9 protein-coding genes are annotated in these 13,394 nt (G+C 50.4%); 5 read left to right on the top strand and 4 right to left on the bottom strand.

Features of this window, described 5'->3' with window-relative positions; genetic code table 11:
• Positions 1-131 precede the first annotated feature (131 nt).
• The 3 genes from aspS to LLG46_14275 all read right to left on the bottom strand — a co-directional run bounded on the left by aspS (position 132) and on the right by LLG46_14275 (position 4,015).
• Positions 132-1,886 carry an aspartate--tRNA ligase gene (gene aspS, locus LLG46_14265; GenBank protein ID MCE5324461.1) on the bottom strand — a complete coding sequence of 585 codons (1,755 nt, stop codon included), beginning with the start codon at positions 1,884-1,886 and terminating at the stop codon, positions 132-134.
• A 32-nt stretch (positions 1,887-1,918) separates the two neighbouring features.
• A complete protein-coding gene (gene hisS / locus LLG46_14270) occupies positions 1,919-3,175 on the bottom strand; it encodes a histidine--tRNA ligase (GenBank protein ID MCE5324462.1) in 1,257 nt (418 codons plus the stop codon).
• Between the two features lie 144 nt (positions 3,176-3,319).
• On the bottom strand, positions 3,320-4,015 hold the full coding sequence (locus LLG46_14275; GenBank protein MCE5324463.1) for a TMEM165/GDT1 family protein: 696 nt from the start codon (positions 4,013-4,015) through the stop codon (positions 3,320-3,322).
• A 357-nt stretch (positions 4,016-4,372) separates the two neighbouring features.
• On the opposite strand from LLG46_14275, the gene LLG46_14280 reads away from it, so the two are divergent.
• From LLG46_14280 to LLG46_14300, 5 genes are read left to right on the top strand one after another with little or no spacing between them, the layout of a single operon-like run.
• A complete protein-coding gene (locus tag LLG46_14280; GenBank protein ID MCE5324464.1) occupies positions 4,373-6,115 on the top strand; it encodes a tetratricopeptide repeat protein in 1,743 nt (580 codons plus the stop codon).
• The gene (locus LLG46_14285; protein MCE5324465.1) at positions 6,112-7,854 is read left to right on the top strand and encodes a tetratricopeptide repeat protein; all 1,743 of its coding nucleotides are present in this window, start codon (positions 6,112-6,114) and stop codon (positions 7,852-7,854) included. Before LLG46_14280 ends, LLG46_14285 begins: the two co-directional genes overlap by 4 nt.
• Complete coding sequence (locus LLG46_14290) at positions 7,851-9,578, top strand: tetratricopeptide repeat protein (protein MCE5324466.1); 1,728 nt, start codon at positions 7,851-7,853, stop codon at positions 9,576-9,578. Before LLG46_14285 ends, LLG46_14290 begins: the two co-directional genes overlap by 4 nt.
• 25 nt (positions 9,579-9,603) lie before the next feature.
• Positions 9,604-11,340, top strand: a complete 1,737-nt coding sequence (locus LLG46_14295) for a tetratricopeptide repeat protein (protein MCE5324467.1) — start codon at positions 9,604-9,606, stop codon at positions 11,338-11,340.
• 3 nt (positions 11,341-11,343) lie between these two features.
• On the top strand, positions 11,344-12,102 hold the full coding sequence (locus LLG46_14300) for a glycosyltransferase family 2 protein (GenBank protein MCE5324468.1): 759 nt from the start codon (positions 11,344-11,346) through the stop codon (positions 12,100-12,102).
• Here LLG46_14300 and LLG46_14305 read toward each other — a convergent pair.
• Complete coding sequence (locus LLG46_14305; protein ID MCE5324469.1) at positions 12,071-13,372, bottom strand: heme ABC transporter ATP-binding protein; 1,302 nt, start codon at positions 13,370-13,372, stop codon at positions 12,071-12,073. The genes LLG46_14300 and LLG46_14305 overlap by 32 nt on opposite strands.
• Positions 13,373-13,394 lie beyond the last annotated feature (22 nt).

Here is a 13,394-nt window from a genome sequence, read left to right on the forward strand (position 1 = left end):
ATACGATATACTCAATACTAAATCGGGTAGCGCCCTCACCCCAACCCTCTCCCCCAGGAGAGGGAGTTTCAGATCATTGTTAACGGTAACTGTTGCCTGTTACCTATTTCCTGATTCCTGTTACCTGTTTCCTACTCCACACACTCGATGTGCAGTTCTTTGAGCTGCGCATCATCTACAGGCGAAGGTGCATTCGTCATCGGGTCGATGCCGCTGGCTGTCTTAGGAAATGCCATTACCTGGCGGATGTTGTCATCATCCGTGAGCAGCATGACCAGCCTGTCGATGCCGGGAGCAATGCCACCATGCGGCGGCGCGCCATACTCAAATGCATCAAGCATATGGCCGAACCGTGCCTGGACTTCCTCATCAGAATAGTTCATCAGGCCAAAGACTTTGTTCTGAATATCCCTGCGATGGATTCTGATGCTGCCGCTGGCAAGTTCGCTGCCGTTGCAGACAAGATCATATGCCTGAGAGCGGACTTTGCCCGGATCGGTGTCCATCAGGTCCATGTCCTCTTCCATAGGCATTGTGAACGGGTGATGAGCGGCATCCCAGCGGCCCTCTTCTTCCTTCCACTCGACAAGCGGGAAGTCGATGACCCACGCCATGGCAAGAATGCTGTCATCCCGCAGACCGAGGCGCGTGCCCATCAGATTACGCAGGTTTGCTAAAGAATCTGCCACAATCTTGGGCTTATCGGCAACTATCAATATCAAATCGCCTGTCTTTGCACCGGCGCGTTCTATGATAGACTTGATCTCTTCATCTTTGAAAAACTTGGCTATAGGAGACTTGACGGATCCGTCCTCGGTCAGTGCGATGGTGGCAAGACCCTTTGCTCGATATTTCTTCACGAACTCGGTGAGTTCGTCTATCTGGCTGCGGCTGTAGTTCGCGCAGCCCTCGGCTGTGATCCCCTTGATCTGCTCGGCACTCTGGAAAACCTTGAACTCACTGGCATGACCTATATCAGTCAGGTCGAAAAGCTCCATGCCGAAGCGCAGGTCGGGCTTATCGATGCCGTAGCGGTCCATCACGTCCTGATATGTGAGCCTTGGAAAAGGTTTGAACATCAGCTTTTTGTCCGAAAGCGTCTCCACTATCTCGATCAGCAGGGGCTCCATCACATCGAAAACGTCCTCTTTGTTCACGAACGACATCTCCACGTCGAGCTGTGTGAACTCAGGTTGTCTATCTGCACGCGGGTCCTCGTCTCGGAAGCACTTCGCGATCTGGAAATACTTATCGATGCCCGATACCATCAGAAGCTGCTTGAGCTGCTGAGGACTCTGCGGCAGAGCATAAAAACTGCCCGGATAGAGCCGCGCAGGCACAAGATAGTCACGTGCACCCTCAGGTGTGCTCTTGATAAGGACCGGTGTCTCGACTTCGATGAAGCCGCGCTCGTCCATATAGTCGCGCATCAGCTTGACCATCTTATGGCGCAGTATCAGCCGCTTCTGCATCTCTGGACGTCTGAGATCGAGATAACGATACTTGAGCCTTACCATCTCGTCTGTCGTGATACCGTCCTGGATCGCAAACGGAGGCGTGAGCGAGGTGTTAAGTATGTTCAACTTTTCGATGTGAACTTCTACCTGGCCGGTCGGGATATTCGGGTTCTCGGTGCCCTCGGGTCGATGCGCAACTTTGCCCATGACCTCAAGCACGAACTCGCTGCGCACGCTCTCGGCAATCTTGAATACTTTCGGCTGTTCCTCCGGGTCGATGACTGTCTGCACAAGACCCTCACGGTCACGCAGGTCTATAAAGATCAGTCCACCATGGTCGCGGCTGCTGTTCACCCAGCCGTGCAGCGTCACCTGTTTTCCTATATCTTCAGCGGATACCTCGCCGCAGTATTTGGTTCTGTGTTCCATTATTCCCTCCGGGGAGTTGGTAAGTCAAAAAGTTAAGAAATAAGTGACTCCGAAAGCTCGACAAATGGCACGCTGCTCTGCTCGGATGTGGCCATGGTCCTGACTGTGGCGAGCTGCTTTTTTACCTCATCCTCGCCCAGAATGATTACATATTTTGTGCCGAGTTTGTCCGCTATCTTCATCTGAGCCTTCAGACTGCGGCCTGTATAGTCCATATCAGCCGAAATCCCGTCATGCCTGAGCTTGGCGACGAGCTTGACTGCTGCATCGTGCGCTTCATCTCCGATTGTCGTGATGAACACAGTCGTGCTGGAATCGACCGGCAGATCGATGCCCATGGTGTCCAGGGTCAGCATCAGTCTGTCCAAACCCAGACCAAAACCCATCGCAGGGGTCGGTTGGCCGCCTATCTCGTGGACCATATTGTCATACCTGCCGCCGCCACCTATAGCATTCTGCGCGCCAAGTTCGCCCGATATAAACTCAAAGGCTGTCTTGGTATAGTAATCGAAACCGCGCACAAGATTCGGGTCGAGATCATAATCAATATTCAGCGCTGAAAGATAAACCTTTACCTTATCGAAGTGCTCGGCACATTCATCGCACAGATATTCCGGCAGCTTCGGAGCTTCCTTAAGCACGGATTTACAGTCCGGGTTCTTGCAGTCGAGCATCCTCATAGGGTTCTGCTCATAGCGCTGAGTGCAGGACTGGCACAGCTTGTCGACTCTGCCTTTTGCAAACTCGAGCAGAGCCTGACGATATTTCGGCCTGCAGTCCGGGCAGCCAATCGAGTTGAGCTTGAGTTCGCATGTTTCGATCCCGATGCTGGTGAAAAACTGCGCTGCCATAGAGATTATCTCAGCGTCTATTGCAGGGTCGATCGAGCCGAATGCCTCTATGCCGAGTTGAGTGTGCTCGCGATAACGCCCGGCTTGTGGTCGCTCATACCTGAAAATTCGGCCTATATAGTACACCTTGTTGACCGGCAGTGATGCACCCAGATTGTGCTGGACATATGCTCGCACGGTCGGAGCAGTGCCCTCGGGACGCAATGTAATGCTGCGCCCGCCGCGGTCCTCGAATGTATACATCTCCTTGGAAACGACATCGGTAGCCTCGCCCAGATTTCGCGTGAACAGCTCGGTGTGCTCGAAGGTGGGCGTGCGGACCTCACGGTAGCCGTAGAGACCACATGTCTGCCTGAACTTCGATTCCACATATTGCCAGCGAGGGGTCTCGTCAGGCAATATGTCTCTGGTGCCGCGAGGGGCAACATACTCGGTCATCTGATAATGCTCCATAATTGCTGAAAGCTGAGCTGAAAAATGAATACATGATCCACTGCTCAGTTAATACATTATTAACAACAAAACGAGGGACGACTATGCATCCCCCGCCCTATTTTATTCTACGGTAAGCGGCTGGGACTGTCAAACGTGAAGCGCAGGCGTGTTATCGTCCTCTTCTTCCCTTGATTCGACCTTATCGGGTCCGCCGCCGCGAAGGAAGAAGACCGCCAGAACAGCTGTAATCAATCCGGCTAAAGCCCAAGAGTATGATCCTATAACAAGTGCACCCTGGACTGTCTTGAATATGCCGAAGCCTAAGAATATTACCCCGGCGCCGATCTTTATGGGACGCTCAGGGAGGTGTCTGCCCATCAACTGGCCGACCATTATCGCCAGGCCGTCGGCGATTACCATCCCCATCGATGAACCCAGCCATACAGGTATCAATGGCCTGTCCGCTGCGAAAGCGACCGTGCCGAGCATTGTCTTATCGCCGAGTTCGGCCAGGAAAAATGTGGTGAATATCAGCCAGAACGGCGATCTGCTCTGAATATTCTTGCACTCATCTTCCTCTAGGCTGTCTCCACGCAGTGTCCACAATCCAAAACCAATAAATGCAAGACCGGCGGCAAACTGCACCCACTCCGGCGGCATTAGCTTGCCCACCCCACCACCTAAAAGCACCGAAAAAACATGCACGACTAAAGTGGCGCTGAATATGCCGGCGAGAGTGACACGAGTGTTATACCGGCTGGCAAGGCATAAGGCGACGAGCTGCGTTTTGTCACCCATCTCAAGGCCGAATACACCGGCCAAAGACACCCAGAATGCGCTCAAGTTAAAGTCTCCTCAGATAGAGTCCGGTCATAATGGAGTTTTCGGCTCGGCGGGAGCCTCGCCCTCCCATTACGCGTATTATTGGGAGGATGAAACTTTCGCTGAGGTTTGTTTACTCCAATAAAACTGAACTGTTCCCCAAAATTGTCGGTCTACACTATATGACAAAAAGACCCTGCGCATAAAACAGAGCGCAAAGGTCTCGCTTGACCGGTTATGGCCGACGCTTACCATTGTTGCTATATCTAATTATAGAGCGAGATGAAGATTACGGCAAATAGCGTAGAACTCTTCATCCCGCACAAAAATGCGATGTGATATAATATTTTCAATAATCTGAGCTTCAAGGTCATTAAATTGAGCAGCAGTCAGCGATCCAAACTTCTCATAGCAGCCCTGTTGGTGTTGGTGACGGGCATCGTATATGGACAGGTGGCAGGTTTCGGGTTCCTGGACTTTGATGACAACTTGTGCATCAAAATCAACCACCACATTGTCGGCTTTACCGCAAAAAACATAAAATGGGCAGTAACCGGAGTAATTAACAGCAACTGGCAGCCGATGGTGTGGCTGTCGTATATGCTCGATTCAGAAATAGCCGGACTCGACCCCGGCGTATTTCACCTCACCAACCTGATGCTGCACATCATAAACACACTGCTGTTGCTCTTCCTACTGAACCGGATGACCGGATCGTTCTGGAAAAGCTCATTCGTGGCAGCACTCTTTGCCCTCCATCCGCTCCATGTGGAGTCGGTGGCATGGGTGACCGAACGCAAAGACGTGCTCAGCACTCTGTTCTGGCTGCTTACCATTTTGGTTTATATCCGATATACCGAAAAGCCGAATTTTCGCAGGTATATATGGGTGCCGGTTATCTTTGCACTCGGACTTATGGCAAAACCGATGCTGGTGACACTGCCGATAATCCTCTTTCTGCTCGACTACTGGCCTCTCGGCAGGCTCCAACGCAGGCAAAAAAACACTCCCAAAACCGATGATTGCGCGCCGGTTTCGATGAGGCGGCTTATTTTGGAAAAAGTGCCGCTGGTTGTGCTTGCAGCTGCTGTCGGGGTTGTGACGGTTATAACTCAGAGGTCGAGCGGGTCGCTGAAGGAACTCGGTATATTCCCGCTTGGTGTGAGAGTGGCAAATGCAGTGTATAGTTGTATTGCATATCTGTGCAAGACAATATGGCCGACCAAACTTGCACCGTTTTATCCGCATCCTGCAAACTCACTGCCGACATGGCAGGTGGTAGGCAGCGCGATTCTCATCATCGCCATCACCTGGCTTGTCATAAGGTCCCGCAGACACCCCTACGCGATTGTCGGATGGCTCTGGTATATAATAACGCTGCTGCCGGTGATCGGCCTTGTCCAGGTTGGTGCACAGGCTATGGCAGATAGATACACATATGTCCCAATGATAGGAATCGGAATAATGGTTGCTTGGGGCGTCCCGAGTATTTTCCCACAAAAAGATCATAAGGTCATTAGCCCGATTGCGCTGCTTGCCATCGTGGTGATTACAGCTTTCTCCGTATGCACGTATCATCAGGTCGGATACTGGCGCAATGATTACATATTGTTCAGCTATACTGTGAAAGCCGTTGAGAACAATTCCCTTGCGCACAATAACCTGGGATCCGCTCTGCTGATGCGGGGAAAGAACGAAGCCGCTTTAAGACACTTCCGCAAGGCGGCACGTCTCGAACCCAGGTCTATGCGTGCACAGTTTAATGTAATCAATACGCTATACATGATGGGCGATGTGGATGAAGCCATAAACCAAACATACAAGCTGATAAATCAATATCCACATGAGGCGCGCGCTTACCTGAGGCTCGGCATTATATACCTGCGGCAGTCAAAGTTGGATCTGGCAGAAGATAATATAATGCTGGCGCTTCGTGAATCCCACAAGGACCCTAAGGCTCATCAGGCAATGGGAATGCTGCTCCTTAAGAGAGGGAAAGTCGATGAGGCTTTGGGTTGGTTGTCCAAGGCTGCCAAGCTCTCGCCAGAAGACCCGGATATTAAGCGAAGGTATAAATACGCAAAATCACTAAAAGCTCGCAAGGCCGCAGGCAAAAAATGAAGCCCGATACTACCAGGCAGACCACCTTTATCGTATGCGCTCTGCTTATGCTTTTGATATGCATCGTATATTGCAGGGTGGTCGGTTTCAAGTTCCTTGTATATGACGACCCGCTGTATGTGGTCAATAACCCAAGAATAAACGGCCTAACCGCGTCCAACATAAGCTGGGCTATGAAGGGTGTGGTCAATAGCAACTGGCAGCCGACGGTATGGCTGTCGTATATGCTCGATTCACAGATCGGCGGGATCGACTCGGGACTGTTTCACCTCACAAATCTGATAATCCATATTGCCAACACACTGCTGCTGCTTTATCTGCTCAAACGAATGACCGGCTCACTTTGGCGAAGCGCGTTTGTGGCAGCTATGTTTGCCCTCCACCCGCTGCATGTGGAGTCCGTGGCATGGATATCCGAACGCAAAGATGTGCTCAGCACACTCCTCTGGCTGCTCACGATGCTGGCCTATATTCGTTATACCGAAATGCCGAATCTGCGCAGGTATATCTTGGTGTTCATAGTCTTTGCACTGGGACTGATGGCAAAGCCTATGCTGGTTACACTGCCGATTATCCTATTTCTGCTCGATTATTGGCCTCTCGGCAGGCTGGGAATAGCCGGGCAAAATAAGTCCACCAAAGGATATCGCAAAGCCACATTGAAAAGGCTTATGCTTGAGAAGCTGCCGCTTATTGCGCCCGCGATTGCCGTCGGGATAGTGACAATACTCACTCAAAAGGCCAGCGGAGCAATGCAGGAACTCGACAAGTATCCTTTTGGTGTGAGGACGGCAAATGCTGCTTTCAGCTATGTGACATACTTAAGAAAGATGCTCTGGCCAAACGATCTTGCAGCATTTTATCCGCATCCAAAAGACTCGCTGCCGATATGGCAGGTCATGGCTTGTGTGATGCTGATCGCTGCTCTGACATGGCTTTTTGCGCGCGCTCGAAGGTACCCGTATATGCTGGTCGGGTGGCTCTGGTATCTGATATCGCTTGCGCCGGTAATCGGGTTCATTCAGGTCGGTATGCAAGCGATGGCCGATAGATACACATATGTCCCTATGATCGGGATCGCCATTATTGCAGCTTGGGCTGTGCCTGACATGGTTTACAAAAACACTAATCCTAATAAGAGTAAAACTGCTATTCTAGCGTCCACAGCTCTCATAGCGATTGCCGCGTTTTCAGTGTGCACATATTACCAGATCGGCTATTGGCGCGATGATGCGGCGGTGTTCGGCCATGCAATAAAGATCATTCCAGATAACTATACGGCGCACAACGACCTTGGTGTGGCGCTGATGTATCGGGGAGAAAATCAGGCCGCGCTGGAGCAGTTTCGCGAGGCGGTGCGGATCGACCCGACGTGCATGCGCGCTCAATATAATATTATCAATCAGCTATATGTAATGGGAGATGTGGATGGAGCAATAAAGCAGACGCACGCACTGCTCAGAAGTTTTCCACATGAAGGACGCGCTTACCTGAGGCTGGGCATTATTTACCTTAGGCAGTCTAGGCTGGACCCGGCAGAAAAGAACATAAGGCAGGCGCTTCGTGAATCACCCAAGGACCCTAAGGTTCATCAGGCGATAGGAATGCTGCTCCTGAAAAAAGGAAAAGTGGACGAGGCCATTGCCCGCCTGAACAAAGCCGCAAAGCTCTCGCCACAAGACCCGGATATTAAGCAGAGGCTTGAATACGCGAAATCATTGAAAAGGGCAGCCAGATGAGACTCAAATACCTAAAAATCAAACCAGGTAGATATAAAACACTACTCATATGCGCTCTGCTTGCAGTCTTGACGGCTGCAGTGTATTGGCAAGTCGGGGGATTTGAACTATTGTCCTTTGATGACGCCAAGTGTGTTACAAACAATCCACATATCAAGGGCTTCACTATACAAAACCTGCGGTGGGCGGCATCCGGAGTCATCAACAGCAACTGGCAGCCTGTGATATGGCTCTCATATATGTTGGACTATCAGTTCTTTGGACTCGACGCCGGTGCGTTTCATCTAGTTAACCTGATAATCCACATTGCCAATACGCTGCTGCTGCTTTATCTGCTCAAACGGATGACCGGCTCATTATGGAAAAGCGCGTTTGTGGCGGCAATATTTGCGCTCCATCCGCTGCATGTGGAATCCGTGGCATGGGTCGCAGAGCGCAAAGACGTGCTCAGCACTCTGTTTTGGCTGCTCACTATGTTTGCCTACATCCGTTATGCTGAAAAGCCGAATCTGAGACGATATATCGTCGTGGCGGTTGTCTTTGCATTCGGGCTTATGGCAAAACCTATGCTGGTCACTGTGCCTATTATTCTTCTCCTGCTCGACTACTGGCCGCTTGGCAGGCTGAAGCTCAAACAACCGGCGCCAGTTTCGTTGAAATGGCTGATTGTTGAAAAAGTGCCTTTGGTCGTGATGGCGATGGCTGTTTCAGTCATAACCTTAATCACGCAAAAGGCCGGCTTTTCGACGGCCGAGATCAACCCGTTTCCGATTGGAGTGAGAATTGCCAATGCGATCTATTGTTACGTTGTCTATCTCAGGAAAATTCTCTGGCCGGACGATCTTGCAGCTTTTTATCCGCACCCAGGCTCATACCTGTCACCATGGGTGGTGGCAGACAGCGCAATACTCATCATTGTTCTGACATGGCTGGCTGCATGCTCGCGCAGGAAGCCGTATGCATTGGTCGGCTGGCTGTGGTATTTGATAACACTCGTGCCGGTGATCGGACTGGTTCAGGTAGGCAATCAGGCATTGGCGGATAGATATACATATGTCCCTATGATCGGGATCGCTGTTATCATCGCATGGGGCATACCTGATCTTCTCCTAAAAAAACAAAAGAATGCAAAGATTGGGATCGCTGCATTTGCGGCAATTATCGCAATTACCGCCATAACAATATGCACATATCGGCAGGCGGGCTATTGGGAAAATGATATTACGCTGTTTAGTCACGCAGTGGAGGTTGTCCCAAACAATTATCTTGCACACAATAATCTCGGCAGCAAATTCTATGACCAGGGTGATGAAGCCGCAGCAGAAATGCACTTCCGTAAAGCCATCAGAATAGAACCAACCGATCTGTTCGCATATCACAATCTGGTGAGATTATTGTATGGCCAAAACCGGTTTAACGAGGCGAAAAAAATCCTTCGCACCACACTGAAAATATATCCTGATGACGGCCTTGCTCAAATACAACTCGGCTCTATATATCTTCAGCAATCCAAGCCCAAACTCGCGGAACCGCATCTGAGAAAAGCCGTCAGTCTGCATCCGAAAAGCGCCACGGCTCATGAATACCTGGGTATCGCACTTATCAACAATGACAAGATCAATGAAGCCATTATACAGCTCTCAAAAGCCGCAAGACTTTCACCGGAAAACACCGAAATCAAAACAGTGCTCGAATATGCCAAGTCACTCAAAAAAGCACAATGAACATGATTATACCGGAGGTCGGCTTGTGAAGCTCAATTGCAGCGCAAAAATAGTTATAATTTGCGTTCTGCTCACCATTGTGACCGGAGCGGTGTACTGGCAGTTGACCGGGTCCAAGTTCGTGATTTATGACGATCCGGTGTTTGTCACAGAAAATCAGCACATAAACGGCCTGACATATAAGAACATACTCTGGGCTGTGACGGGAACCGTAAACGGCAACTGGCAGCCCGCGATATGGCTCACATATATGCTGGATTATCAGCTCTTTGGCCTCGATCCGGGAGCATTTCATTTCACTAATCTGATACTGCACATAGCCAATGCACTGCTGTTGTTGATTCTGCTGCACCGCATGACCGGCTCGCTCTGGAAAAGTGCGTTCGTTGCAGCAATATTTGCGCTCCATCCGCTGCATGTGGAATCGGTTGCGTGGATATCGGAGCGAAAAGATGTGCTCAGCACGCTATTTTGGCTGCTCACGACGCTTGCTTATATTCGATATGCTGAAAAGCCGAATCTGCGCAGGTATGCCTTGGTGCTCATCGTCTTTGCACTCGGGCTGATGGCCAAACCGATGCTGGTCACTCTGCCGATCATTCTCCTCCTGCTCGATTACTGGCCGCTGGGCAGGCTGAAGGCAAAAGCACATACATGCGATGATACCAAACCGGTCCCGTTGAAAAAGCTCGTTCTTGAAAAAGTGCCGCCGGCCATTCTTGCGCTGGGCGCTGTCATTATTACCCTAGTGACTCAGATATCTGTGGGCGCTACGAGTGAAATGGGGAAGTGCGGCTTTGGAGTAAAGGCAGCCAATGCAATCGTTTGTTATTTTGCATATATCAGAAAGATGATCTGGCCTTGTGACCTCGCTATTTTCTATCCGCACCCCTTGGACACACTACCCCAGTGGCTCGTTGTCTCTTGTGGGGTTGCATTGGTCGCGATTACCTACATCCTGGTGCGCTCACGAAAAAGACCTTACGCGCTTGTCGGGTGGCTGTGGTACCTGATAACACTATTACCGGTGATCGGGTTTGTTCAGGTGGGATTGCAGGCTATGGCGGATAGATATACATATGTTCCTATGATCGGGATAGCAATTATGATCGCCTGGAGCGTGCCTGAAACACTGCTCAAAGTCTGGCGCGGAAGGGCTCTGGTCGCGTTTATTGCACTCACAATAATTACTGCGCTCACTGTCTGCACCTATAGACAGGTCAGCTATTGGCATGACGATTTCACGCTGCTCAATCGTGCGATCGAAATTGTCCCCAAAAACAGTCTGGCAAATGGTCTGCTTGGCTCCGCATATTACAAAGCAGGCAATGAAGATGCCGCAGAACAATATTTTCGCGAGGCCTTGCGCGCACTGCCAAGGTACTATATCATCAGACATAATCTCGCATCGTTATTGGTCAAACAAAAACGCCTGGATGAAGCGGCTGAGTGCCTTGAAGAAACTCTGCATTTTTATCCGAATGATGCATATACGCATCTGCAGATCGGCACTTTATACCTTATGCAGTCAAAGCTGGATCTTGCGGAGGAGCATTTAAGAAAGGTTATACGACTATACCCGAGTAAACCTAGAGCACATGGGTTCCTCGGGATTGTGTTTGTCAAAAAAGGTAAGCTGGACGTTGCCATAGACCAACTGTCCAGAGCTGTTGAGATATCCCCCAAAAACAAGATATTTGTGAGATGGCTCGATTATGCCAGATCGCTGCAAGCTCAAAATAAGCTTGACAAGGAGAAATAAAGGTTGTTCCAAAACAAAAAAGTGATCGTGGTTATGCCGGCATTTAACGCCTCGGAAACACTGCGCAAAACACACGATGAAATTCTGACGCAGGGAATCGTGGATATGGTTATTGTGGTCGATGACGCAAGCAATGATGAGACGGTCAAGATCGCGCGCACTCTGCCGAATACTATTGTCCATGTGCATGAAAAAAATAAAGGCTATGGAGCGAACCAAAAAACATGCTATAAACTCGCGCTTGAGCAAGGCGGCGATATCGTAATCATGGTCCATCCGGACTATCAATATACACCAAAACTCATTCCCGCAATGGCATGTCTTATCGGGAATGGGCTATATGGCTGCGTCATAGGATCACGAATACTCGGAGGCCATCAGCGCGCAATAAAACAGGGGATGCCAGTCTGGAAATATGCGGCTAACCGGTTTCTTACTGCAGTGGAAAACGTGCTGATGGGAGTCAAACTTTCAGAATATCACACCGGTTACAGAGCTTTTTCTGGCGAGCTGCTCAAAAAACTGCCTCTGGAGAAAAACTCGGATGACTTTGTGTTCGACAACCAGATGCTTGCGCAGATTATATGGCTCGGTTATCAGATTGGTGAGATAAGCTGCCCGACCAAATATTTCCCTGAGGCTTCGTCTATCAACTTCAGAAGAAGTGTAATCTATGGTTTCGGCTGCTTGAGAACCGCCGCTGAGTTTTCTCTATCGAAGGTCGGGATAATCAGGGCTGGTTATTTGCCTGATCCGAAGTAATACTCAGTTCCTCTATTATATGCAGGAGCTTATCAACCGATTCACAAGAATAAGCACCTGCTCTCAATATCTCCTCAACCAGTCCGCTCGCCCTGCCTTCGGTGAAATCGCGATTGCCTATAAGATCGGGCTTGAGCAGAACCACTCTCTTGCCGGACACAGCGACGTCATGCACAGCCTCGACATTGAGAATGTTTCCATGACCTATCGGGACATCGGTGAGTATTACCACATCCGCAGACTTGATAAGCTCCAAATGTTTTGCATGCGAGTCCGGCGTTATCTGAGCAAACAACTGCTGCGGCACATACTCAATATCCAGTGCGTCCGCAACTTCCTGGTCTGCATCACTTTGATTAAGAACACCCGAGGAAACTTGGTATCCGCGGCGCAGCAGCTTCGCAAATATTGGAGCCGCTGTGCCTCCCCCGCCTACAACATGAATGCGTAGAGGTTTGTCAAAGTTTTTGTCCGGTTTCTTTGACTTCGCGCTTATGCCGGATATCACATACGGCCTGCCTGTGGCTGGATGACGCCGCACCCAGACCTCGGCTCCATATACACGCCGGATATTCTCTGACGTAATCACTTCCTCAGGCAGACCGCCTGCCTGAACGCTCCCCTGCCCTAAAATGACCAAACGGTCACAATATGACCCGGCCAGATTGAGGTCGTGCAGGACCGCGATGACAGTCAATCCACGCTCCCGGTTCAGTCCCTTCACAAGGTCCATTATCTCGTATTGAAAACTGATATCCAGATGAGAAGTAGGCTCATCGAGCAGCAGCACTTCAGGTTCCTGAGCCAGCGCGCGCGCCATCATCACCCGCTGTCTCTCGCCGCCTGAAAGCGCATTTATAGGCCGGTCCTTGAGATGGTCCGTGCCTGTATGGCGCAGGGCGTCGAGTGCAATCGATTCATCCCTTGTCGACTCCACTGCAAATCGACCCAATCTGGGAGAACGACCCATCAATACGATTTCCATTACGCTAAAATCGAATGCCACAAGGGTCTCTTGAGGCACAACGGCAACTCTTTTCGCATACTCTCTGGCGGGGATTTTGTATATGTTTTTACAGTCAAGTTGCACAAAACCTGACTGGGGTGCAAGCGCACGAGACATCGTTCGCAGCAGTGTGGTCTTGCCGCTGCCGTTGGGACCGATAATGCCCACGAACTCCGAGTCGGCAATATCCATCGAAACGCCGCTGAGAACCTGCACGCCGTCATAGCCCGCATACACATCTTCAACTTTGATCTTAGCCGTCACACGGCTTCATTCGACTCCGATA

The sequence above is a fragment of the bacterium genome (genome assembly GCA_021371935.1).
GTDB lineage: Bacteria > Armatimonadota > UBA5829 > UBA5829 > UBA5829 > UBA5829.

Coding starts and splice junctions, on each gene's coding strand:
- aspS (MCE5324461.1), bottom strand. CDS start 1,886: ATGGAACACAGAACCAAATACTGCGGCGAGGTATCCGCTGAAGATATA.
- hisS (MCE5324462.1), bottom strand. CDS start 3,175: ATGACCGAGTATGTTGCCCCTCGCGGCACCAGAGACATATTGCCTGAC.
- LLG46_14290 (MCE5324466.1), top strand. CDS start 7,851: ATGAGACTCAAATACCTAAAAATCAAACCAGGTAGATATAAAACACTA.
- LLG46_14285 (MCE5324465.1), top strand. CDS start 6,112: ATGAAGCCCGATACTACCAGGCAGACCACCTTTATCGTATGCGCTCTG.